General features: G+C 62.9%; 22 protein-coding genes. 8 read left to right on the top strand and 14 right to left on the bottom strand.

All coding sequences use genetic code 11. The features are described from left to right. The first annotated feature begins 18 nt into the window (after positions 1-18). Positions 19-702, top strand: coding sequence for a CAP domain-containing protein (locus VKI00_RS21315; RefSeq protein ID WP_324440948.1), 684 nt, complete (start codon positions 19-21; stop codon positions 700-702). A gap of 795 nt (positions 703-1,497) precedes the next feature. After that, positions 1,498-4,992: a protein kinase domain-containing protein gene (locus VKI00_RS21310; RefSeq protein WP_324440946.1), complete on the top strand. Its 3,495-nt coding sequence runs from the start codon at positions 1,498-1,500 to the stop codon at positions 4,990-4,992. Positions 4,993-4,998: 6 nt separating this feature from the next. Here VKI00_RS21310 and VKI00_RS21305 read toward each other — a convergent pair whose 3' ends face one another. From VKI00_RS21305 to VKI00_RS21240, 14 genes are all read right to left on the bottom strand, one after another. Continuing rightward, complete coding sequence (locus tag VKI00_RS21305) at positions 4,999-5,385, bottom strand: DUF2834 domain-containing protein (RefSeq protein WP_324440944.1); 387 nt, start codon at positions 5,383-5,385, stop codon at positions 4,999-5,001. Between the two features lie 57 nt (positions 5,386-5,442). Continuing rightward, positions 5,443-6,276 (bottom strand): hypothetical protein, encoded by an 834-nt coding sequence (locus tag VKI00_RS21300; RefSeq protein WP_324440942.1) that lies wholly within the window; start codon positions 6,274-6,276, stop codon positions 5,443-5,445. Between the two features lie 126 nt (positions 6,277-6,402). Next, entirely contained in the window at positions 6,403-7,428 is a 1,026-nt protein-coding gene (locus VKI00_RS21295) for a phosphotransferase family protein (RefSeq protein WP_324440940.1), read from the bottom strand. Next, positions 7,428-8,360 (bottom strand): DUF7064 domain-containing protein, encoded by a 933-nt coding sequence (locus VKI00_RS21290; RefSeq protein ID WP_324440938.1) that lies wholly within the window; start codon positions 8,358-8,360, stop codon positions 7,428-7,430. Before VKI00_RS21290 ends, VKI00_RS21295 begins: the two co-directional genes overlap by 1 nt. Next, complete coding sequence (locus tag VKI00_RS21285) at positions 8,357-9,211, bottom strand: enoyl-CoA hydratase/isomerase family protein (protein ID WP_324440936.1); 855 nt, start codon at positions 9,209-9,211, stop codon at positions 8,357-8,359. The genes VKI00_RS21290 and VKI00_RS21285 overlap by 4 nt, the downstream gene beginning before the upstream one ends. After that, a complete protein-coding gene (locus VKI00_RS21280; protein ID WP_324440934.1) occupies positions 9,208-10,020 on the bottom strand; it encodes an enoyl-CoA hydratase/isomerase family protein in 813 nt (270 codons plus the stop codon). Before VKI00_RS21280 ends, VKI00_RS21285 begins: the two co-directional genes overlap by 4 nt. A 15-nt stretch (positions 10,021-10,035) precedes the next feature. Next, entirely contained in the window at positions 10,036-10,818 is a 783-nt protein-coding gene (locus VKI00_RS21275) for an enoyl-CoA hydratase/isomerase family protein (RefSeq protein WP_324440932.1), read from the bottom strand. A 41-nt stretch (positions 10,819-10,859) separates the two neighbouring features. After that, on the bottom strand, positions 10,860-11,618 hold the full coding sequence (locus VKI00_RS21270) for a glucose 1-dehydrogenase (protein WP_324440930.1): 759 nt from the start codon (positions 11,616-11,618) through the stop codon (positions 10,860-10,862). A gap of 36 nt (positions 11,619-11,654) precedes the next feature. Then, positions 11,655-12,599 carry a hydroxymethylglutaryl-CoA lyase gene (locus tag VKI00_RS21265; RefSeq protein ID WP_414687257.1) on the bottom strand — a complete coding sequence of 315 codons (945 nt, stop codon included), beginning with the start codon at positions 12,597-12,599 and terminating at the stop codon, positions 11,655-11,657. Then, positions 12,593-13,819 carry an acetyl-CoA hydrolase/transferase family protein gene (locus tag VKI00_RS21260; protein ID WP_324440926.1) on the bottom strand — a complete coding sequence of 409 codons (1,227 nt, stop codon included), beginning with the start codon at positions 13,817-13,819 and terminating at the stop codon, positions 12,593-12,595. Before VKI00_RS21260 ends, VKI00_RS21265 begins: the two co-directional genes overlap by 7 nt. Beyond that, positions 13,816-15,018 (bottom strand): thiolase family protein, encoded by a 1,203-nt coding sequence (locus VKI00_RS21255; protein WP_324440924.1) that lies wholly within the window; start codon positions 15,016-15,018, stop codon positions 13,816-13,818. The genes VKI00_RS21260 and VKI00_RS21255 overlap by 4 nt, the downstream gene beginning before the upstream one ends. Then, positions 15,018-15,794 (bottom strand): SDR family NAD(P)-dependent oxidoreductase, encoded by a 777-nt coding sequence (locus tag VKI00_RS21250; protein ID WP_324440922.1) that lies wholly within the window; start codon positions 15,792-15,794, stop codon positions 15,018-15,020. The genes VKI00_RS21255 and VKI00_RS21250 overlap by 1 nt, the downstream gene beginning before the upstream one ends. Further along, complete coding sequence (locus VKI00_RS21245; RefSeq protein WP_324440920.1) at positions 15,794-16,960, bottom strand: acyl-CoA dehydrogenase family protein; 1,167 nt, start codon at positions 16,958-16,960, stop codon at positions 15,794-15,796. Before VKI00_RS21245 ends, VKI00_RS21250 begins: the two co-directional genes overlap by 1 nt. A gap of 107 nt (positions 16,961-17,067) precedes the next feature. Next, positions 17,068-18,144: an acyl-CoA dehydrogenase family protein gene (locus VKI00_RS21240; protein ID WP_324440918.1), complete on the bottom strand. Its 1,077-nt coding sequence runs from the start codon at positions 18,142-18,144 to the stop codon at positions 17,068-17,070. Positions 18,145-18,386: 242 nt separating this feature from the next. On the opposite strand from VKI00_RS21240, the gene VKI00_RS21235 reads away from it, so the two are divergent. From VKI00_RS21235 to VKI00_RS21210, 6 genes are all read left to right on the top strand, one after another. After that, positions 18,387-19,691: an ATP-dependent 6-phosphofructokinase gene (locus VKI00_RS21235; protein WP_324440916.1), complete on the top strand. Its 1,305-nt coding sequence runs from the start codon at positions 18,387-18,389 to the stop codon at positions 19,689-19,691. A 169-nt stretch (positions 19,692-19,860) separates the two neighbouring features. After that, the gene (locus tag VKI00_RS21230) at positions 19,861-20,886 is read left to right on the top strand and encodes an NAD(P)H-dependent glycerol-3-phosphate dehydrogenase (protein ID WP_324440914.1); all 1,026 of its coding nucleotides are present in this window, start codon (positions 19,861-19,863) and stop codon (positions 20,884-20,886) included. 178 nt (positions 20,887-21,064) lie between these two features. Continuing rightward, entirely contained in the window at positions 21,065-21,841 is a 777-nt protein-coding gene (locus tag VKI00_RS21225; protein ID WP_324440912.1) for a hypothetical protein, read from the top strand. Continuing rightward, on the top strand, positions 21,828-22,439 hold the full coding sequence (locus VKI00_RS21220) for a cytochrome c oxidase subunit 3 (RefSeq protein ID WP_324440910.1): 612 nt from the start codon (positions 21,828-21,830) through the stop codon (positions 22,437-22,439). Before VKI00_RS21225 ends, VKI00_RS21220 begins: the two co-directional genes overlap by 14 nt. Next, positions 22,439-22,714: a cytochrome C oxidase subunit IV family protein gene (locus tag VKI00_RS21215; RefSeq protein WP_324440908.1), complete on the top strand. Its 276-nt coding sequence runs from the start codon at positions 22,439-22,441 to the stop codon at positions 22,712-22,714. The genes VKI00_RS21220 and VKI00_RS21215 overlap by 1 nt, the downstream gene beginning before the upstream one ends. A gap of 207 nt (positions 22,715-22,921) precedes the next feature. Next, a partial coding sequence (locus tag VKI00_RS21210; RefSeq protein WP_324440906.1) for an ATP-binding cassette domain-containing protein occupies positions 22,922-23,165 on the top strand: 244 nt, incomplete at its 3' end.

The raw sequence follows: 23,165 nt of genomic DNA, 5'->3' as shown, positions 1-23,165 counted from the left end.
AAAAGGAAGGAGACCGACATGCAGTTCTGGCCACTTACTCTGCCTGGCTTGGTGCTCGCCGCCGGCGCCGTGCTGGGCGCGCCTGGTGCGCATGCGGATGGCGACAACAACACGCTCATACCGAACAACAAGCGGCTCAACGACAGTGTGGTTGCCAATGTCTTCACCATTGAGCATCAGGCAGGCTGCACCAACGACGTCAGGATCAACCCACAATTGCAACTCGCCGCCCAGTGGCACACCAGGGATGTGCTGAACAACCGCAACCTTGACGGTGATATCGGCTCAGACGGGTCCACACCACAAGATCGCGCCAACGCGGCAGGCTTCCATGGTCAGGTGGCGGAAACCGTGGCGATCAACCAGTCCATAGCTATCAGCGGCAACGATTTGCTAAATCGGTGGTACTACAATCCCGCCTACAAAGCCATCATGTCCAATTGCGCTAACAGCCAAATGGGAGTGTGGTCGGAAAACAGTCCGGATCGCACCGTCGTGGTGGCCGTGTACGGGCAGCCGCCGCCATCAGCCAATCCCAACCAACAAGTCGTCGCGGAACTTCCTCCGGGCTCCCAGGCGAACAACATCCCGCTCGACCCCAGCCCCGACTATGACGCCAGCGATGAGATCGAATTCGGTAACAACTGGTGGGCGTGGATCTTGCGAGGTGTGTATCCGCCGCCGGGTATCCCGCCGCAATAGGCGAGTGTAAGAGCGCCGTCGGCATGCGGCCCACGGGTCTACCTCGCGCGACCGTTGCAATCGTTGCGATGGCAACGTTCGTAGTATCGGCGATCGCCCCAAGTGTCTCTGGCGATTCGCTATCGCTGGGCCAGGCGGTAGAAAAAGCGGTCACCGATCGAGCGCCACGTCGCCTGGCGTGATCAGCAGGTGCATCCTCGATGAACGCCGCGCCTCCTACGCTGGGGATGGTGCCACCTGAACTCCCGGCAGGGCACTGAGCACATGGACGGGCTCGGGAAGCGGCCGAGCCGTCGTGGTCCTACGCCTGTTGGCGATACGCCCGAATCTGGTTGAGCAGAAATGGATCACAGTGACGGTAAGTGGGATCAGCACTGGGAATACGACTAGCAGAAGCATCCCGAAAAGGGTCAGATAGGTGGTCATTGTCTCACTTTCATTGGGTTGAGCCTCGATTTTGTGCCGGCCTACGCGGCCATGGCAGGCATGCCTGAAGCGCGTTTAATGCGTCCTTGCGTGGTCCTGTTGTCCTCCAAGTGTCTCCGGCTCCAGCCCAGTACGCGTCCCCTCATCGGGCGGTTCTCATCTCCCCGATAGGGGCAAAGCAGGCGTGAATCCGCGCGCAGCGGAGCGAATCGCGCGAACCGCATTAGCGGCCAGCCGACGAGAGCTAGGGTAAACAGCAACGAAGGAATCTGCGATGGGAACGCTGGCACCGAGTCATTTGGATTGTTTGCTCTACCGGTCGGACCAAATCCGCCCAGCCAGTGGAGCTCGGTTGCGGTTGGACTAGCGGTGGAAAATCCCGACGCCACTCAAACTAGCCCTGCTTCGGGAATCGTTGCCGAACTCGAGGCAGAGGGCTACCACGATGCCGAGCCGGTGGGGCGCGGCGGGTTCGGAGTGGTGTATCGCTGTAACGAACCGTCGCTTGACCGCGTCGTTGCGGTGAAGGTGCTCAGTTCCGATCCGGACGATGTCGACCTCGAACACTTCAACCACGAGCAGCGAGCGATGGGGCGGGTCTCCGGCCACCCGAACATCGTGCCCGTACTGCACAGCGGCGTAACCTTCGCCGGGCGACCGTACATTGTGATGCAGTATCACCGTCGAGACAGCCTCGGTGCCTGGATCCGGGGTCACGGACCACTCGGGGTCCGCGAGGCGTTGGAGACAGGGGTGCGCCTGGCGGGTGCCCTGGAAACCGCGCACCGGGCGGGCGTACTTCATCGCGATGTCAAGCCCTCCAACGTCTTACTCACTGCTTACGGGGAACCGCAACTTTGCGACTTCGGCATTGCGCGCATCGTGGGTAGCCGTGAGACCTCCTCGCAGCGAGTGGTCGGATCCCTCGCCTACATCGCGCCGGAGCTCTTCGAGGGCGCCGCCGCCTCGGTCCCTGCGGACGTTTATGGCTTGGCGGCCACGGTCTTTACCGTGCTCAGCGGCAACCCGCCATTCACGGTCCGATCAGGCGAACATCCTATTGCGTTTGTTCGTCGCGTGATAGCAGGTCCGATCCCCGATCTCCGCGCGAAAGGCACCCCAGACTCGATCTGCTCGGCAATAGAACTCGGGTTGAATATCGATCCAGCACGCCGGCCGAGCGCTGCGGCAGCATTCGGCGAAATTCTGCGAGCAGCCGCCAAACATGTCGGACTCGGCATCGCCGACGTTCCACTGGAGTTACCGGCACCGCCAACCGACGCTGACGAATCGGCCTCCGGCACCGGAACTCCCGGATCAGCGGGGCATTCCGCCGCTATCGGATTGCGGTCGGACGGATCGGCCTCGATCCAGCGAGCGCAGTACCCGCCGAGCGCGCCGACACGATTTCGACCGCCGACATTCACTCGCCCGACGGTGCCGAGGCAACGAATCCTCGACCGCCTCGGGTCGGGGCCAAGACCAAAGCTGGTCTTGATTCACGCGCCCGCCGGCTACGGCAAAAGCACCCTGGCCGCGCAGTGGGCCCAAACGCTCACCCGACAGGGCTTGAAGAGCGCATGGTTGGCTATCGACAACGACGACAACAACATGGTCTGGTTTCTTGCTCACCTGATTGAGGCGATCCGGCGCACCCTGCCAGATCTCGCCGACACCCTACAGCAAGAATTCGAAGGGCATTTGGAAAATACGCAACACTACGTCCTGAATGCCTTGCTCAACAGCCTGCATTCCGACAAACAAACCCTCGCGCTGGTGATGGAAGACTGGCATCGCGTAGACAATAACGAGACTACGGACGCTTTAGCTTACCTGCTTGAGAATAGTTGCCATCACTTGCATTTGATTGTCACTAGTCGTACGCGCGCAGGACTTCCGCTCTCCACGATGGCGGTCCAGCGGGAGCTGGTAGAAATCGACTCGTCGCTTCTCAAGTTCGATGTGGCCGAATCCCAGGCGCTGCTGGTCGATCAATGCGGCCTCGACCTCACGCCCGCCAACATCGCCGAACTCGAAGACTCCACCGACGGATGGGCTGCCGCTTTGCAGCTGGCATCATTATCCCTTCGCGGCCACCCCGACCCGACCGCACTTATCGAGAATCTGTCCGGCCGACACCAAGCAATAGGCGACTATTTGGCTTCCAACGTCCTAGACAGCCTCGAGCCGGATCTCCTCGATTTCTTGTTGTCGACCTGCGTCACCAAACAGGTCTCCAGCGGGTTGGCGACTGCGCTCACCGACAACCGGCACAGCCAAAGCGTCCTCGAAGAGATCGAAAAGCGTGACCTGTTTCTGCGCAGAACCGACGCTGAAGGATCGTGGTTCCAATACCATCACCTGTTCGCCGACTACCTGCTGCACCGTCTCGAGCGCGACGCAGCAGATCGTGTACCAGAGCTACATCGCAAGGCCGCGCAGTGGTTTACCGAACACCAGATGCTCAGTCAGGCCGTCGATCACCTGATCCTCGCCGGGGACGCGCGGCAGGCGGTCGACGCCGTCGAGCAAGCGGCTCCGGATCTGAACGAACATTCCCAGATGAGCACGCTGATAGGGCTTGCCGCCAAACTCCCGGCGCAACTTGCCGATGCCCGCCCGAGGCTACAGGTCGACCTTGCGTGGGCAAACGTTGTACTTCACCGTCTGGCGGCGACCGAGGACGCACTTCGGTTGGCCGAGTTCGGCATCGATTCGCTTCCGGACGACCAAGTCGCCGACCTCCGCGCCGAGATGGACCTGGTGCTCCCCGTAATTGGCGCATTCCAGGATCGCCTCGATCCTGCGGCCGCCGATGCCGTTCAGGCTTGTGTCGACAGAGTTGACACGCTTCGACCCTGGATTCTCAGCCGGGCAGCCGACGTCGGCTCGTTTCGTGCGATTCGGGTGTTCGACTTCGATGACGCGCTGCGTTGGCAGAGGTGGGGACGCCAATACCATCAGCGGACGTCCGGGGCGCTCAGCGGTAGCTACGGATACTGCTTCGCGGCGATCGCCGCGAACGAGCAGCTCGACGTCGCTGGTGCCGAAGCGCACCTGCGACACGCGATCCGAATCGCGCTGCTGCCGTCCGGACGCCCAACCTATGTAGCAAAGCTGGCCGGATCTTTGTTGGGGGAGCTTCTCTACGAGCGCGACCGCCTCGACAAAGCGGAGACGTTGCTCGATGACGCCTACGAACTCGGTGCCGAGGGTGGCCTGGTTGATTTCATGGTTGCTGCTTTCGGAACTGGGGCGCGGCTGAAATTCGCCTGCGGTGACAGGACCGCCGCAGACCTGCGACTAGCAGAAGGTTTGGACATCGCGAAAGCGCTACAACTACCGCGACTCGAGGCTGCCTTGGTGTATGAGCAGGTCCGATTAGCCGCAATGTTGGGTCAAGACATCGACGTATCGCTGGCGCAGCGAGTCCGCAGCCAAGGTGCACAAGTTTTCGACGGAATCGGTGACGTGACAGCAGAATTCAGAGAGGACTCGCAAATCAGGTTACTGCTCGTCGACGGAGAATCGTCAGCCCATGCCGAGGCCTGCAGCCGTGCGCGAGTTCGCTATGACTACATTGATCAGCAGAAGCGTCGCCGCGCACATCTTCGGGCCTCGCTTCAGTTGGCTTATTGCCTGGCGGTAGCTGGGAATAGTGCAGAGGCCTCGCGGGTTTTGGCGCCGGTGCTGACGACCTGCGCCGCGCTTGGACTGAGTCGTTTGCTTCTCGACGAGGGGCCGATGATCGTGCGCCTTGCGAAGGAAACCGCGGCAGAAGACGAGTTCAGCTCCGCCGACCCGGCGATGGCAGAGAACGTCCGAGACTTCGTCCTGGCACTGGCTCAGACGCCGGCCCTGTAGTTTCGGTCAGGCCGCGTAGGTACTCAATTCTCCCGTGCGAGCCTGTCTGTCGAGAAAGCGCTCACGGGTAACGAGGTACACAGGGAACGCCATCGATACACCGATATAGGACAACCCCACGAAGATCCAACCCCACTTGTATCCCAGCCCAATCCGCTTGCTATCGAAGACGACCCACACCATGAACACGAGCCAGGCGATCGCCATGTCGATGCTCAGGAATGCGGCGGTTCCACCGGGAGCCATCGCATCGCCGAAGAACGCGATCGGGTTGAGGATGTTGCCACCGTCCGCCATCCACTGAAAAGCGTGTGGCCAAGTCAACACCAGCGCCACAACACCGGCAAGGATGAAGAAGGCGTGGCGAATATTGATGGAGGTGGATGCGGACATTGGCAAGCTCCTTCTGTTGCGCAGGCATCGCATACGGCCTAGTGAGCGACCGCGTCATCACCGTTCCGCGACGCTGGCCTTGCCGGGAACGAACTCGCTGTGTTTTGTGCGAGATTGATTCGGACGGTTCGCGCCACCCTCAGTTGCTCGCCGCGGCAACAACGACGCAGCAGCTCGCACAAGAACCACCGCGAAGCAGATGCTCACCACCGTGCCCGCTATGACGGCTGGCGTCGAGGTGTGCTTGAGATGCACAGCGATGATCGTGGGCCAACCGGCGCCGAAGTTGGCCATGAAAAACGTGCAAGGGAAGAGCACGAAGAGGCCCAACAGTTGCCACCGACTGGTGTGGCGGTCACGCAACACCGCTGATGCGATCGCAAAGCAGATCACCTGAGCGGCTTCGAGCACACCAATCACCAACGGGTACTGGAAGATCCGGAACACATGTGGCCCCCAGTACGTGTAAAGGCCGCCGTTGATTCCGATCATCTCGAACGCGGCTGATTCAAGCAGCGTGATGCCCGCCCAGACGAGCAGCCTGCGGCGGGTCATCGCATCGCGTGCGATCAGGTGGGTGATGTAGACCGCCGGGGCGGCGTACAGCACGACATAGCCGCTATGCGTCCAGATCGGTTGCGGGATGTCGAACGCGGTGAAGTGGGTCCACATGCCGGGTGTGGAGTAGAAGTACAACATCATTGCCACGTCGTAGAGCGGCTCGGCGAATGCGCCGAATAAGGCTCCCAACACCAACAGCGCATAGAACGGCGTCCGCTCGCGCATACCCATCCAGACCGCGATCACCAGGAGAACGACGGTCAGCGCCCAACTGATGTCCGTCAGGATCGCCTGCATGGTGAGATTCAGTTCGTGATCTATGGGTGGCACGCCGTCACGGTATTCGATAAATCACCTGGTCGCGTCCCCCCTGTCAGGGATTTTCACCTATGCCGAGAGTGACAGCGCGCGAACGGAAGTGACGGACACTACCGGCAGACGGTCGTCCCATCTAATTCAGGCAAGCGCAGAGTTTTTGCCCGCCAGCCGTTCGCCGGTAGCCAGGAAAGAACTGACCAGCCCAGGATCGGCGTAATAGGGGTCGCCGACACCACTTTCGAACCGCCTGCGGCTGTACTCGTAGAGCGCGGCGAGTTTGTACATCGCCAGCGCCGCATACCAATTCACCCCTGACACATCAGCGCCGGTGCGGTGGACGTACCGATCGAGCAGCTCAGCGCGTCCGGGATAGCCCGGTTCCAGAACGGCTGTGCCCATCGCGGATGTCGGCACCAGCGGCTCACCCGGACCAGGGTAGGAGCTGAGGAAGTACCCCAGGTCGGCCAGTGGGTCTCCGATAGTGGCGAGTTCCCAGTCAAGGACTGCTGCGATGGAGCCGACCTTCATGTTGACGATCATGTTGCCGATACGGAAGTCGTTGTGAACAATTGCTACTCGCGAGTCAGGCGGGAGGTGGGCATGCAGCCAGCCGTCCAGTTCGGCGAAAGGCTTTGGTACCGCACCGTCTGTAGCGATCAGCGACCGCATTCGCCGCAATTGTCGGGCGTTGAACCCTTCGGGCTTGCCGAAGTCGCTGAGTCCGATCGCGCGCCAAGCCACGCTGTGTAACTCGGCGAGGGTGTCCACCAGTGATTCGCCGATGCGCCTGCGTATTCGTGGGTCATCGTCGGGTGCCGGTGTCGAGTTGGTGATCACGGCACCATCGACGAAGTCCATCACGAACGCTGGAACGTCGAGTAGCTCACCTGCCTCTGCGGTTGCCAACACGGCCGGCGCTGGGACGAGAGTCTGGGACAACGCCGTCAGCAGCTTCGCTTCCCGCAGCACATCGTGGGCGCCGGGGGGTAGCGGGGGTGGCGGTGGTCGGCGCACTACTACCTGCGAATGTCCATCCGATACAAGGAATGTCAGGTTCGAATGCCCGTCCCCGATGGCCTGAGCGGTGACAATCGGGCCGCACAGGCCACGGTCGGCCAGGAAGCGGCCCAACCGTTGGAGCTCGGCCTCGGACCACGACCACATCACGTTTCCCGTTCCGACAGGTAGTCCAGGTAGTTTCCCTGCCAGTGTGTCTCGAACTGCCCCGCCCCTTGTTCGCCGTCGATGACGGCTCGGCAAGCGCCTTCGCGAATAACAGTCTGCAACCGGTCGTGGGTTGGTAACTCGATCACACCGAAGACGTCGAGCTCCAGCTCGGTTTGCGCACCGGTGATATCGGTCAAAGTCGCCTGCAGCCGACGTTGGCGCATCTGTTCGTCGTAGTCGGCGCGGTGGTTGATATAGCGGACTGGGTATGTGACTCCGTCGCGCACGACGTAGCCGGCGAAACCCCACTCGCCCTTGGCGATCCAAATCCAACCATTGAGCGCCCGGCCCGATTCGGTGTAAGCGACGAACCATTTCCAATGCTGCGGGACGCCCCAGTCGCGAACCCCCCAGGAGTGATCGCGATGTCCCATTCGGTCCCACTCGATCCGGCGGCCTGCGACTTCGAGTGCTCCGTGCACCCTTCCAGTTTGCTCGATCCGGTTCACCGCAAACCAAGAGGGCAGCCCATCGGGATTAGAGTGGTAGCTGAACGCATCGTGAATGCCGGTAAACGCGAAATCGATTCGTACGTCGTCGCGTTGGTAGGTCAGCACACAAGACTTGCGCAACTCAGGCTGCGTGAGCGTCAGCCCGTCGAACGAAAATTCGTCGAGATCGGCGTGATCGGGTACCCGCCCCTGGTGGAGGTGCAGCGCCAGAGGGCGCGCGTCCGAGCCCCAGATGCAAACGTTGTAGCCCGCTTTGCCGCTGCCGGTGAGATAGAGATAGACCTGCATACCCAGTTCTTCTTCCGGCACGATCAACTCCCAGAACAGGCTGTCGCGTGTTCTCTCCCCGGCGACCGGCCGGTGCCGAAGGTCGTCAGCGGGGCCGAGCCGGTTGCGCAACTCCCCGGAAGCCGTCACTGCGACTCGCCCCCGAGCTTCAGCAGTGCGCTGCGGGTGGCCGGCGCCTGCAGGGCTAGCGCCTGGCCGCGGGTGTCCATCTCCAGCGCGGACCTGAAGGAGTTGTTCTCGAGATTGCGGACTAGCGCATTCTTGGTGGATCTCGTGCTGTCGTCGGAGTTTTCCGCAATGACTTGGGCCAGCTCGATCGCTGCGTCGAGCGCGCTGGCCGTCTCGGTGAGCCTGTCGGCTAGCCCAATGCGATGGGCTTCGACCGCTCGGACCGTGCGCCCGGTGAATGCCAGCTCCGCAGCCCGGCCGGGTCCGATCAGCCGGACCAGGTTCCATGATGTGCCAAGTTCGCCGATGGACAAGCCGACCCGAACGAACCCGGCGCTGAAACTCGCGGTGTGGTCCGCGATCCGGATATCGGCCGCCAGCGCGAGTGACAAACCACCACCGGCCGCCGGGCCGCTCACCGCGGCGATCACCGGGTACGGCAGGCCGCGCAACCCGGTGGAGCCGGCGGCGGCGGTCTCAACGAGATCCGTGAACTCTGACACCGACATCCGGGTGAGGACGTCCACCTCGTCCAGGTCGAAGCCGGTGCAGAACGCCCTTCCGCCCGCTCCGGTGACGAGCAATGCATGTAGCGGGGCATTGCGCAACAGTGCAGTGGCCCAGGCTATTTCGCCGAACATTTCGACGGTCTGCGAGTTCGCGCGGTGTGGCCGGTTCACCGACATGACGACGATGCCTGGTCGATGTTCGTCGAAGGTCAGGGTGCGTGCCGTGTAAAGCTCGTCGAGCACGTCGGCCAGCGGGCGCCGCGAAGCCCGATTCCATTGTGATGTGGCGGTGCTCATGCTCATCGCCCGGAGAATTTCGGTGGTCGCTTGGCTTTGAAGGCCTGCAACGCTTCGGTCATGTCGTCGCAGCGGGTCAATAGTGCCTGTCCCCGGTTTTCCAGTTCAAGCGCCGCGGCGAAGGAGGCGACTTCCATGTTGGCCTGCAGCGCTCGTTTGGACATTCGGATGCCGCCGGGGGAGTTGGCGCAGATTTGTGTTGCCATGGCCAGCGTTTGGTCGAGGAGGTCGTCGGGACCGGTGACCCGGTTGAGCAGGCCGAGCCGTTCTGCTTCTTGTGCCTCGACGATACGTCCGGTGAAACCGATTTCTGCGGCGGCCGACGGACCGATCAGCCGGGGCAGCAGCCAGGAAGCCCCCAGGTCACCCGCCGAAAGCCCGATCCGCACAAACGCGGCATTGAACTTTGCCGCAGGCGACCCGAGCCGGATGTCGGCCATCAGGGTGAGCGACATGCCGCCGCCGGCGGCGGGTCCATTCACCGCGGCGATCACCGGTACCGGTATTGCCCGCACGGCGCTGAGCGCGCGGGCCGCGCGCTCCTGGCGGTCAAGCATGCCCAAGGCCGACAACGAGGCCAGTTCCTCGGCTTCGTCCAGGTCGTAGCCCGCGCAGAACGCCCTGCCCGCACCTGTCAGGATCACTACCCGGACATCGCGATCGTCGGCGATGGCGCGTGCTGCCGCTTCGAGTTCGCCGAACATAGCGACCGTCATCGCGTTGAACCGGTCAGGCCGATTCAACGTCACCTGGACTACAGCGTCGGCGGGGGAATCGAGAAGCAATGTCTCGTAACGCTGTTCGAGATCAATCATCGAAGTTCCTTCTGGTCAGGCGAATTCGGGTGCGCGCTTGTCGATGAACGCACGGATGCCCTCGAGTGCCTCACCCCGCTCGAACAGTTCTTGCACTTGTTCGGCCTCGTAGCGCAGGCCCTCGGCCAACGGTCGGTCGTAGGCGGCGTCGATGGCGCGGACCGCGGCCAGTTGGGCAGGTGTCGAGGTCGCGGTCAACTGATCGGCCAGCTGCCATGCCGTTGCCCGGGCGGTGGTGTCCGGTTCGGCTAACCGGTCGATCAGTCCGGTCCAGAACGCCTCGTCGGCCTCGACCTCGCGTCCGGTGAGCACGAGGTCTAGTGCTCGGCCGCGTCCGATGAGACGGGGTAGGCGCTGCGTCCCCCCCGCGCCGGGGATAAGGCCGAGTTTGACTTCCGGCAGACCAAACCGCGCCCCCGCAGCGCCAACACGCAGCGTGCACGCCATCGCCAGCTCGAGACCACCGCCCAGGGCCAGCCCGTCGACGGCAGCCACCGACACCGCAGGGTGGGCTGCCAGGCGCTCGACGGCGCCGCGGAGGGCGTCCCCGTACGCGCTGAACGATGCCGCGTCCACAGACGACATGTGCTTGATGTCGGCGCCCGCAGCGAAGAAGCCGGGCAGCGCCGAGGACACCACAATGACTTTGGCGGGCAACGCGTCAGCGGCATCGAGCCCGCTGTGCAGCCCTTCGATGATCGGCATGCCTAGTGCGTTGGCCGGTGGCCGGTTGAGCGTGATCTCGACCACCGAGCCCGCGATGCGCAGGCTTACCGGTGAACCGTTTTCGGACTGCATCACTGATGTCCCTCCTTGGTTTGTGCGTAACGGTGTGACCGCTACGCCATGGTGAGGCCACCGCTGACCGACAGCGTCTGACCGGTGATGTATTCGGCCGCATCGGATGCGAAGAAGGCGACGGCGGCGGCGATGTCCGACGGCTGAGCCAGCCGCTTCATGGGCACCGAGCGGGTCATCCCGCCGATCACCTTGTCGGCATCCTGCCCGGAGCTGTCGGCGAACTTGCGCAGCGCCGGGGTGTCGGTGGGGCCCGGGCAGACCGTATTCACCGTCACACCCTTGGTCGCCACCTCGCGGGCCAGGGTTTTCGTGAACGCGATGATGCCCCCCTTGGCGCCGGAGTAGACCGCTTCCAGCGAGGAGCCGACGCGGCCGGCATCCGAACCGATGTTGATCACCCGTCCGAACCCGCGTTCCACCATGCCGGGCACGACGGCGTGGATGACACGCAGTGCGCCCTTGAAGTTGATGTCAAGAATCTTGTCCCAGAAGTCCTCTGAAGTTTTCAGAAACGGCATGAAGTCGTCCCAGCCGGCGTTGTTGACCACGATTTCGATGTCCCCGAGCTCGTCGGCGACGGTCTTGACCGCACCGCGTACCGAGTTGGTGTCGGTCACATCGACGTGGACCGCGATGGCTTCGCCGCCGGCCTCGGCAATGCGCTTTGCGGTAGCTTCGGCCGCCTCCAGGTTGAGGTCTGCGACGGCGACCCGAAACCCGTTGGCGCCCAAGGTTTCAGAGATGCCTTGGCCGATGCCTTGGGCTCCGCCGGTGACGAATGCGACGCGGTTGGTCATATCTGTTCTCTCCTTTGAGATGAGTGATGGGATGGTCTAACGGCAAGAGGGAGCGTTTGGGTTCGGCGCCCAGTCGATCGGACCGGCGACAATGGAGTGGCTGGTCAGTTTGCGACCGAGCACGCTCTGAGCGGCGCGCGCCGCGCCGATCATGGCCGGCAGCGATACCCCGGTGGACACGTCCATCTCCTGGAACATGCTGATCAGATCCTCCGAGGCGATGTTTCCGGTCGAACCGGCCGGCACCGGGCAGCCGCCGAGTTCGCCGAAGCTGGATTCGAAGCTGGTGCACCCGGCTTGCAGCGCGGCGTAAGCATTGGCCAGTCCCTGGCCACGGGTGTTGTGGAAGTGGGCGGTGACCTCGACACCGGGTAGCCGTTCGATAGCGGCGGCGAAGAACTCACCGACGTAGGCGGGGTTGGCCATCCCGGTGGTGTCGCCGAACCCGACCTCGCTGGCGCCGGCCGACGCGAACTGCTCGGCGATGTCGAGCACCCGGTTCATCGGCACCTTGCCCTCAAACGGACAACCGTACGAGGTCGCGATGACGGCGGCGCAGCGCAGATCCTCGGCGACGATGCGCTTAGCGATGACTTCGTTGTCGGCCATCGACTCGGCGATGCTTCGGTTCACGTTCTTCTTGTTGTGTGTCTCCGAGGCGCTGACGAAGATTGCCACCTCCGAGAAGGTCTCGCGCACCTTGAGCGCGTTGTCGAGTCCTTTGCTGTTGGGCACCAGCACCATCAGCGACACGTACTCGGGCACATCGATGCCGCGCAGCACCTCGACGCCGTCGGACAGCTGGGGGATGACGTCTGGTCGCACGAAACTGGCAACCTCGATGCGGCGCAGGCCAGTTCGGGCCAGCTGGTTGATCAGATCGATCTTGTCGGCGGTGGCGATGGTTTCCGGTTCGTTCTGGAAGCCGTCGCGCGGACCCACCTCGCGGATATCGATATGCGCGGGCAATCTACTCACAATGTGCTCCTTTCGCGGTCAAGCTGGTCGCGGAACTCGGGGGCGGCGATGGCGGCCATTCGTCGGGCCCGTTCCCTCAAGCCGCAGCCACGCAGATGCGCAACACCGTATTCGGTGACGACGGTGTCGACGTCGGAGCGCGTGGTGGTGACCACCCCGCCGTCGAGTGAGGCTTTGATCGTGGACTGGCCGCCCGATGTGGCCCGCAACGCGATAATCGAACGTTTGCCGGTGAGCGCGGCGGCCCGGGTGAAGTCCACCTGCCCGCCGACAGCGCCGATATATACGCCGCGGCTGACCTCGGCGCCCACTTGCCCGCTCAGGTCGACCTCGACTGCGAAGTTCACCGAAACCAGCGAGTGCAACTGCGAAAGCACCTGCGGGCTATGGGTGTAACTGGTTGGCAGGAACCTGGCGGGAAGCTCGGGCACCCGGTTGTACAGCTCAGCCGTACCAAGCGCGGTGCCGGCCACAATCAGTCCGGGGTCGATGTCCTTGCGGCTGCCGGTCGCCACGCCTTTGTCGACCAGCCGGAGCAGCCCGTCGGTGACCATGCCCGTGTGAAATCCCAAATCCTCGTGTTCGGCCAGTGCATCGAGTATCGCGGCGCCCAGCGAGCCGACTCCCAACTGCACGGTGTCTCCGTCGTCGATCAGCTCGGCGACGTGGGCGGCGATGCGCTGCTCGGTGGCACCCGGTGCGCGGGTGGGATCTTCGGCCAGCGGCCGGTCTGTGCTGATGGTCGCCGCGAACCGGTCGAGCGGAATTCGTTGGGTGCCAACCGTGGCCGGCATCCTCTGGTTGATCTCGGCGATAAGCACCGGCGTGTGCCGCATCGCATCGGCGACGTAGTCGACACCGATGCCCAAAGAGCACATCCCGCTGCGGTCAGGTGCGGACACCTGCATCAGGCCGACGTCACATGGCAGCCGGCGTTCGGCGAACATCCGCGGTAGCGCCGAATAGTGGCACGGCACCACGTCCAGGCGTCCGGACCGGCTCAGCTCCCGAAGCTCGCCGAGCCCGCCATACGACACCATCGACATCCGGCCGGGCATCGTGATGGCGAGCTGGTCGTTCCAGCTCAGCCCGGTGAACGTGCGGATCGGACCGATCCGGGGACTCTGCAAGATCAGCGCGTCGACCAACGGACGCGGCTCCGCGGCGGCCTGACCCCACCAGACTCCGTCATCTCGGGACAGGAATTGTCTGAAATCGATCACGTCGGTACCCGTTGGATCAAGGTTCCTGTCCCAAGGCCCCCGCCGCAGCACATCGTCACCAGGCCGAGGTCGGCCTCGCGGCGTTCGAGTTCGGGGATCAGGGTGGCGATCAGCCTGGCCCCGGTCGCGCCGACGGCATGACCCAGCGCGATCGCACCACCGTTGACGTTCACGCGGTCGATGTCGGAGCGCAGCTCGCGCTGCCATGCCAGCACCACTGAGGAGAACGCCTCGTTGACCTCGAACAGGTCGATGTCATCGATGCTGAGATTGTTGCGCTGCAACAACTTCCGGGTTGCCGGAATGGGCCCGGTCAGCATGATGATCGGATCGACTCCGACGGTGGTCTGGTCGACAATGCGGGCATGCGCCCGCAATCCGAGCCGGTGCACGGCGTCGCCGGAGCACAGCAGCACTGCTGCGGCGCCGTCGCTGATCGGCGAGGAGGACCCAGCGGTGATTCGCCCAACTTCCTTGCGGAACACCGGTTTGAGGTTGGCCAGTGTTTCCACTGTGGTCTCCGGGCGCACGCACTGGTCGGCGTAGCGAGTCTGGCCGTCGAGTGTCATCGGCACCATCTCGGTGACGAACCGGCCGTCGGCGATGGCCTTGGCGGCGTTCTGGTGCGATCGCGCGGCGAAGCTATCCATCTCCTCACGGCCCAGGTCCCAACGGTCGGCGATGAGCTCGGCGCTTTCACCTTGGTGCACAAAGGCGTAGCGGCCGCGTAGCTCGGCCGGCCAAGGGTCGCCGTACAGTTCGGAGATCTTGATGGGGGAGTCGATTGGAATATGTCCCATGTGCTCGACGCCGCCGGCGATGACGATGTCGTGCGTACCCGACGCCACCAGCGCGGCAGCCATTTCCACTGCAGTTTGCGCTGAACCACAACGCCGGTCGAGTGTTGTGGCCGGTACTTCCGGCGAATATCCCGCCTGCAGCCAGGCGTTGCGGGCGATGTTGCGTGACTGTTCGCCGAACGGGGCGGTGCAGCCGATCACGAGGTCTTCGACTTCTGTGGGCTGGATTTCGGTGCGTTTGATCAGCTCGGTGTAACAGGCGGCCAGCATCGCGTTGGGGTGTATGTCGCGGTACCACCCACGTTCGGGATGTGATTTGCCTACCGGAGTTCGCACCGCTTCGACGATGTAGACTTCGCGGCCAGTCGAGGCGAACGGCCCGGTCACGTTGCGGGGCATCAGATTACCGTCCCGCCGTCGACCGGCAGTACCTGACCGGTGATGTATGACGCGGCGTCAGAGGCCAGGAAGACGAACGTTGGTGCTATCTCATCTGGGAAGGCCCACCGCCCCAGGGGAATTCGAGCCAGAGTTTTCGCTGCCAGCTTTTCGTTGCTGCGGATGTTGGCGGTCATGGCGGTCGCAGCCAGCGGCGCGACGGCGTTGACGGTGATGGATTGACGCGCGAGTTCGCGGGCAAGCGACTTTGTCAGGCCGACGATGCCCGCCTTGGCCGCGCCGTAATTGGCCTGGCCGATCGTTCCGGTGAGGCCGGCCGCCGAGGTGACGTTGATGATGCGCCCGGTGCCATCGGACCGAAGGTGATGCAACGCGGCCTGGCTGCAGACGAAGCTGCCGATGAGATGGATGTCGATGATACGACGGAACTTTTCCTCGGAAAGGTCGGCAAACATCGCAGGTGCGATGGCGCCGGCGTTGTTGACCAGGATGTTTAGTGCGCCGCCGCCGAGTTCGGCTGCTGCTCCGGCGGCCTCTTTTGCCGCTGCCGAGTCGCGCACGTCAAGCACGAACGGCTGCGCGGTGCCGCCCGCGGCGCTGATCGCTTCCGCCGTGGCAACGGCGGCGTCCTTGTCGACGTCGGTTACCAGAACAGCGGCGCCGGCGGCCGCGAAGGCGCGGGCGATCGCCTCACCGAGTCCGCTGCCCGCACCGGTGACCAGGGCTGAGCGCCCGTCGAGCCGGAACACGTCACGTTGCGGCTGCTGTTGTGTCATCAGTAGCTCCTCGGCAGACCCAGCACATGCTCACCCAGATAATTGAGCACCATCTCCTGGCTGATCGGGGCGATGCGGGTCAGTCGCGCCTCGCGGAAGTAGCGGGCCACGTGGTACTCCTCCGAGTACCCCATACCGCCGTGTGTCTGTAGCGCGCGGTCAGCTGCGTCGAACGCAGCATCTGCACACAGGTATTTAGCTGTATTCGCCTCGCGCGCACAGGGTTTCCCGTTGTCATACAGCCAGGTCGCCTTGCGCAGCATCAGCTCCGCGGCGTCTAGTCGGGCAAGCGAGTCAGCCAGCGGGAACTGCAGTCCCTGGTTCATGCCGATCGGCCGGCCGAACACCTCGCGCTCGTTGCCGTAGCGGACTGCGGCGCGCAGGGCGGCGCGCCCCATGCCCAACGCCTCAGCGGCGACTAGACAGCGTTCGGGATTGAGGCCGTCGAGGATGTAGCGGAAGCCCTGGCCCTCTTCGCCGACGCGGTCCTCGACGGGAATCTCGAGGTCGTCGATGAACAACTCGTTGGAGGACACCGCGTTTCGGCCCATCTTAGGGATCGGGCGAATCTCGACCTTGCTGCGATCGAGGTCAGTTAAAAACAAGGTCATGCCATCGGTTTTGCGCTTTGCGTCCTCGAACTTGGTGGTGCGAGTCAGCAACAGCACTTTCTCCGATTCCAGCGCCTTGGAAATCCATACCTTGCGCCCGCGGACCACGTAGTGATCGCCCTCCCGCCGCGCAAACGTGGTGATCTTCGTGGTATCCAGTCCGGCGCCCGGCTCGGTGACGCCGAAACACACATGCAGATCACCAGTGACGATGCGGGGCAGCGTGCGGGACTTGAGCTCCTCGGACCCATGGACGATGACCGGATGCATTCCGAATATCGACAGGTGCATTGAGCTTGCGCCGTTCATCCCGGCGCCGCTGGCAGCGACCTCCTCGAGCAAAATGGATGCCTCGGTGATGCCGAACCCATGGCCGCCGTATTCCTCCGGCGTCGTGATGCCGAGCCAGCCGCCTTCGGCGAACGCGTCGTAAAACTCCGTCGGGAACTCGTGCTGTTGGTCCTTGGTCATCCAGTAGTGGTCGTCGAACTTGCCTGCCAGTTCGGCCACCGCAGAGCGGATCGTCTGCTGGTCATCGCTCAGCTGGAAGTCCACGACGCTCTCCACTCGAGATTGGGGGTGTTCAGTCTAAGGACTAATCATACTAATGGACAGACCAAAAAGGAACCCCGCGTGTCGTTGCTCTCGTCAACTACGGATCGTCACGCCGTGTCTGGCAGTAACGGCAGTATGTCCGCGATGCGCTCGTTCCACGCGGCCGGTGTGCCGAACAGCACGCGGTCGAGCTTGGCCCGCTTGTAGAAGAGGTGCAGATCGTGCTCCCAGGTGTACCCGATGGCGCCGTGGAGGGTCAGCGCACTATCGGCGAGCGCAGCGGCACCTGCGGTGACTTGTGCCTTGGCGACCGCCGCATGAGTCGCGCGGTCAGGCAAACCTTCCTCAGCCGACTCTGCCGCGTAGCAGACAATTGACAGCGAGGACTCCACCGTGACCAACATCTGGGCGGCGGCATGTTTTACCGCCTGGAATGCTGCGATCGGCTGGCCGAACTGCTGTCGTTGCTTGCTGTAGTCGACGGCAAGTTGGAGCATTCGTTCCGATGCGCCCAATGCGTCGGCGGCTACCAAGACCGCTGCTCGGGTTGCGATTTCGGTGATCGCCGCGGTCGCGTCGGTGTCGAGCCGCTGTGCCGGTACGTCGTCAAGCGTGACATCAGCGGCGTACCGCGAGCGGTCCAGCAACGACCTGGGATGAAGCCCTACGCCGCGGTCAGCGCCGTCGACCAGCCACAGCGACAGATTTCCCTCGTCGGCCACCGGAACCAAAAAGCGCGCCGCCCGGGTTGCGCCCAGTACGCAAGGTATCCGTCCGTGCAGCCGGTCAGCCCGGCTCTCGACCGAGGACGCCGCCGGAATGCGGTCGGCCCGTGCCGCCAACGCGGTCAACTCGCCAGACTCGCATGCGGCCTGGATCAACGCCGGCTCGTCGGCTAGCGCCGGGACAACAATCGCCGACTGCATCCAGCTAGCCGACGGCGCTGCCGCCCGCCCAAGTTCTCGCGCGGTAAGCGCGAGTTCGAGTAGGCCACCGCCCTGGCCGCCGAGCTCCTCGTCGAAGCCGACCCCCGCCCAACCCTCACCGGCGAAGAGCCGCTCGAAGCTGGAATGGTCACCGGCTTCCAACCAGTCCCGGACCGCAGCCGGCTCGGCGCGTTGGGCCAACCACTCCCGCAGTGAGGTGGTGAACAGCTCTTGCTCTTCGGAGAGTTCCCATCGCATCAGCTCGTCTCCCGCCAACCGCTGCCGAAATTGAATAAATTGTCTTTATGGTCAGACCATAAACCATGAGCGCCGTGAGAGGGAAGTGGCGCGATGCTGCGACTGGAGGCCTTGACTGCGCGGCTCTGAGGCAAACCTGCGGCTTATGACCCGAGTTGGAGAGCAAAAGGTGCTCGTTCGGGGGAAGCCTGGCTCGGCTGGGTCGGCGACGATGGCGACGTCTCTGAGGGGGCACACGCAATATGACGCCAACGACGCCAGATTTCAGTACCGACAGCATGGGCGAGTGCACCGTCGTTTCGCCTCTGCGTACCGCGCATTTCATGGATACGTCGAAACGACTCTTGTTCCGCGCCGACATCGACGAACTGCGCGCACAGGTGCAAGCAGGCGTGGATCCGGCTGCCTTCGAGCTAGCTGGGCCGCGAGAACAGATTTACTTCAACCCCGGCGAACTACGGTGCGGGATTGTCACGTGTGGTGGCCTATGTCCCGGCTTGAATGACGTCATCCGCTCTATCGTCTTTTGCCTGCAGGAAAAGTATGGCGTTACATCAATTTGCGGCTTCCGGTTTGGCTACGCGGGTTTAGCTGAGCCAGACGCACTGAAACCGATCGAGTTGACCACACGCCGTGTCGGTCAGATCAACGAGGTCGGCGGTACTGTCCTGGGTTCCTCCCGTGGTCCGCAACCGGTCGATGAAATGGTTGACGCTCTGGAGCGACTTGGGATTCAACTGTTGTTCACGGTCGGAGGGGATGGAACGCTCCGCGGCGCGCATTCGATCGTCGAGGAGATCCGGCGTCGGAAGCTGGACGTCGCCGTAGTTGGTGTGCCGAAGACAATCGACAACGACATCTCCTATATCGACATGTCTTTCGGATTCGACACCGCGGTCGAGGCGGCACGCCAGGCAACGCGCGCAGCGTTTGTCGAGGCGTCGTGCCACAGGTATGGCATCGGTCTGGTGAAATTGATGGGTCGCGACGCCGGGTTCATCGCCAGCTTCGCGACGCTCGCCGATACCCAAGTCGGTTTATGCCTTATCCCGGAGATTGAGTTCAACGTCGATGGGGTCATCCGAGCGGCGTCGCAGCGGATCCAAAGAGATGGTTATGCGGTAATAGTCGTGGCCGAGGGGGCCGGCCAGAATCTGCTCGGTGAGACAGCGGAGTTTGATGCGTCAGGGAATCGTCGCCATAGCGATATCGGGGTGTACCTCAAAGACGTTATCCCGGAGGTGTTTCGGGCTCGGGGAACTTCGGTAAGCCTCAAGTACATTGACCCCAGCTACATGATCCGCAGTCTGCCAGCGAACGCTCGGGACGCCAACTTCTGCCTTCGGTTGGGTCACGCGGCTGTTCACGCTGGCATGGCGGGCAAGACCGACACCGTGATCGGTTCTTGGCGACGCCGGCTGACTCATGTCCCTATCCCGATGGCGGTCGCCTCACGGAAGCAGGTCGACACCAACGGCTACCTCTGGCAGACAGTGCTTTCGGTGACTGGTCAGCCAGATGATCTGGTCTCTCCGGTTACGGTTTGACCCCGTTCAGTCTGGTTATTGCCGGTGTGCCCCGAGGAGGCAAGCAAAAGGTGCCTCGTTGGGGGAAGCCCCACGTCGGCCTAATCGGCGACGATAGCGACATCTGAGTTCGTGCAGCTGAAACGGCTGCGAAAGGCGGCCATCGTGTGGCAGTGAAAGCGTGGTCCACGTGACACCCACCCAGCGTGCACCCCACGTCGTGGTCCTCGGCGGAGGCTCGTGGGGCACGACGATCGCGTCCATCTGCGCACGCCGCGGACCCACACTACAGTGGGTGCGCTCGGAGGAGACCGCTAAAGACATCAACGAGAACCACTGCAACAGTCGCTATCTCGGCAACGAGGTTGCATTGACTAACACGCTGCGCGCCACCACGGACTTCGCAGAGGCGGCCGATTGCGCCGACGTCGTTGTCATGGGGGTGCCCTCACACGGCTTCCGCAACGTGCTCACCGAGCTAGCCAGTCAGCTTCGCCCGTGGGTGCCGGTGGTGTCGTTGGTCAAGGGCCTCGAACAAGGCACTAACATGCGGATGAGCCAGATTGTCGACGAAGTTTTGCCGGGGCACCCGGCCGGTATTCTGGCCGGTCCCAATATCGCCCGCGAAGTGGCCGAAGGTTACGCGGCCGCGGCCGTGCTGGCGATGCCCGATCAGAATCTGGCCGCGAATCTTGCCGGGTTGTTTCGCACCAAGCGATTTCGGACGTACACCACCGACGATGTGATTGGCGTCGAGATGGCGGGCGCGCTGAAGAACGTCTATGCGATCGCTGTCGGTATGGGCTACTCGGTGGGCATTGGCGAGAACACCCGCGCGATGGTGATGACTCGCGCGGTGCGCGAGATGTCCAAGCTCGGCGAGGCGGCGGGCGGACAGCGCGACACCTTCGCCGGGCTGGCCGGCATGGGCGATCTCATTGTCACGTGCACCAGCCAGCGCAGCCGTAATCGGCACGTCGGCGAGCAACTCGGTGCGGGCAAGCCGATCGACGAAATCATCGCGTCGATGAATCAGGTCGCTGAGGGAGTCAAAGCCGTCAACGTCGTGATGGAATTCGCCGATTCGTACGGCATTGCTATGCCGATTGCTCGCGAAGTCGACGGGGTCATTAATCAGGGCGCTACCCCCGAAGACGCATACCGCGGGCTCGCGGCGGAGACCCCCGGCCACGAGGTTCACGGGGCTGGCTTCTAGCAGTCGCATTGGCGCGCAAGCGGCGGCACTCGGGCGAATGTCCCCGAACGGGGGAGGGGATCGCGCTCTTTCGGGTGAAGCCTGAAAGGGCGGCGTCGGTCACGATTGGTGAGAAGCCCGTAGGTTGCGGGTCGCCGACGTGTGTCTCTGCACATCAGTTATTCAAGGAGCAGCTCCGATGGCAATACATGCCGAGTCCGCCACCTCCGCCGCGCACGACTTATCGCCGTACCGCACCGACTACACGTCCTGGAAGATTCTCGCGTGGACGGGTCCAGTGTTTCTGTTCGCGGTCTTCGTGCTCTGGGGGATCGTTGCTCACAATATGCCGCCATTCCCGCCCAGCGCGACGCCGGAACAGGTTAAGGCGCACTTTCACGATTTCCGGCTTCCGTTGTTGATTGCGTTGAGCATCTGCGTCACGATGACCGCTTTCTACATGTCATTCAGCGTGGCGGTCGCTCGCGTGATGGAACGTGTCGAGGGTCCTGGCGGCTTGTTGTCCAAGCTGGAGATGATGGGCGGCACGATCACCTGCGCACCGGTCATGGTGACTTTGGCGATTTGGCTGACCGCCGCACACGAGGTTGACAACCTCACTCCAGGCATCATGCACATGCTCTATTGGATGGGCTGGCTGCTTTTCGACTTGGCGTACTTTGTCACGTCGTTGCAGATCGCGGCGATAAGCATCGTGTTCATGCGGGACAAGCGCGAGAAGAAGCTGGTCGGGCAATTTGTCATCTGGTGGGGTTGGGTCACGTTTGCATCGTTCTTCGCGGTCAGTGCCATCCCGTTCGTAACGACCGGACCGCTGGCCTTCAACGGCGTGATCAGCTTCTGGATCGCGTTCTTCACCTGGTTCATCTGGATCCCGTCGCTGTCGTACTACATCATCAAGGCTGTTGATCGGATCAAGGCCGAAGACGAGGCCGCGGGGCGTGCCAACGATTAGCGACGCGGAGGTCATCACCGCCGATGAGCGCGTGACACCCAGACGCCTTCCCGGTGTGGATGGCGTCTGGGTCGCAATCGGCGCCGACTCGGTCATTTTCGCGATCCTGTTCGGCAGCTTCATGCAGGCGCGACTGCACAACCCGGCAGTCTTCGAGGCTTCCCGGCATACGCTCAACATGAACCTGGGTGGCGTCGACACGCTGATCTTGCTGACCAGCTCATGGTCGGTGGCTCTTGCCATTCAAGCCCTCAAACGAGGTCTTGTGGACCGAGTGCCGCGCTATCTGCTCGGTGGTGTGCTCACCGGTTTGATGTTCATGACGTCCAAGTCTGTCGAGTACTTCGAGAAGTTCGCTCAAGGCATTCGCCCGGCGACCAACGACTTCTACATGTGGTACTTCACTCTGACCGGAATCCACCTGTTGCATGTCGTGTTCGGCACCAGCCTGCTGACCTACCTGTGGGTCCGCGCCCGGCGCCGCGCCTACAGCAGTTCGCGACGAGTCGTACCGGAATGCGTCGCTTCCTACTGGCACCTGGTGGACCTGTTGTGGATCGTCATCTTTCCCCTGCTCTACTTACAGAGGGCAGTCTGATGTCAGTGTTGGGCCAACGGGTCACCGGAGTGTGGCTGGCCCTGATGGCGCTGACTTGCGTGACGACATGGGGACTTTCGAAAGATCTGTTCAGCCCCGCCGTCGCCGTGGTCGGGGTTTTTGCGATCGCTGCGGTGAAGGTTAGTTACGTGATGCTCGACTTCATGGAGCTTCGCGATGCACCCATACCCGTACGTGTCGCGTTCCAGGCATGGCCCGTAATCGTGGCCGTGATGATTCTTGGCTTTTGGTTCGCCACCTCCTCCCTGGCGTGAGCAGCGTGTAGGCCGCTGGCGCGCGACGGAAAGTCGGATTCCTGCCCCCAGGAGGAGAGCAAACTGTGCTCTTTCGGGGGAAGCGGGCACCGATCGGGGTCAGCGACGATAGCAACGTCGTACTAGCAACGAGAGGCCCATGCGCGCGACACGGGAATCGCAGTTAAGTCGTGCCGCCGAGGGTGTTTCATGGAGGGCAGTCGTCGAATGGGTATTGGTATCCAGGTTGAGGGACTGACGAAGTCCTTCGGCTCCCAGCGGATCTGGGAAGACGTCACGCTGGAGATCTCGGAGGGTGAGGTCAGCGTTTTGCTGGGCCCGTCGGGTACCGGTAAGTCCGTCTTTTTGAAGTCGCTGATCGGGTTGCTGCGCCCGGAGCGGGGTTCGATCATCGTTGATGGCACCGACATCACCGAGTGCTCGGCCAAGGAGCTCTACGACATCCGCACGC

Source organism: Mycobacterium sp. (assembly GCF_035314665.1).
Taxonomy (GTDB): Bacteria; Actinomycetota; Actinomycetes; order Mycobacteriales; family Mycobacteriaceae; genus Mycobacterium.
The sequence above is the reverse complement of the archived record's forward strand: the minus strand, read 5'-3'. Positions and strand labels throughout refer to the sequence as shown.

Coding starts and splice junctions, on each gene's coding strand:
- VKI00_RS21270 (WP_324440930.1), bottom strand. CDS start 11,618: ATGACCAACCGCGTCGCATTCGTCACCGGCGGAGCCCAAGGCATCGGC.
- VKI00_RS21305 (WP_324440944.1), bottom strand. CDS start 5,385: ATGTCCGCATCCACCTCCATCAATATTCGCCACGCCTTCTTCATCCTT.
- VKI00_RS21275 (WP_324440932.1), bottom strand. CDS start 10,818: ATGCAGTCCGAAAACGGTTCACCGGTAAGCCTGCGCATCGCGGGCTCG.
- VKI00_RS21235 (WP_324440916.1), top strand. CDS start 18,387: ATGACGCCAACGACGCCAGATTTCAGTACCGACAGCATGGGCGAGTGC.
- VKI00_RS21255 (WP_324440924.1), bottom strand. CDS start 15,018: ATGCCCCGCAACGTGACCGGGCCGTTCGCCTCGACTGGCCGCGAAGTC.
- VKI00_RS21295 (WP_324440940.1), bottom strand. CDS start 7,428: ATGTGGTCGTGGTCCGAGGCCGAGCTCCAACGGTTGGGCCGCTTCCTG.
- VKI00_RS21285 (WP_324440936.1), bottom strand. CDS start 9,211: ATGAGCATGAGCACCGCCACATCACAATGGAATCGGGCTTCGCGGCGC.
- VKI00_RS21215 (WP_324440908.1), top strand. CDS start 22,439: ATGTCAGTGTTGGGCCAACGGGTCACCGGAGTGTGGCTGGCCCTGATG.
- VKI00_RS21315 (WP_324440948.1), top strand. CDS start 19: ATGCAGTTCTGGCCACTTACTCTGCCTGGCTTGGTGCTCGCCGCCGGC.
- VKI00_RS21225 (WP_324440912.1), top strand. CDS start 21,065: ATGGCAATACATGCCGAGTCCGCCACCTCCGCCGCGCACGACTTATCG.
- VKI00_RS21240 (WP_324440918.1), bottom strand. CDS start 18,144: ATGCGATGGGAACTCTCCGAAGAGCAAGAGCTGTTCACCACCTCACTG.
- VKI00_RS21250 (WP_324440922.1), bottom strand. CDS start 15,794: ATGACACAACAGCAGCCGCAACGTGACGTGTTCCGGCTCGACGGGCGC.
- VKI00_RS21280 (WP_324440934.1), bottom strand. CDS start 10,020: ATGATTGATCTCGAACAGCGTTACGAGACATTGCTTCTCGATTCCCCC.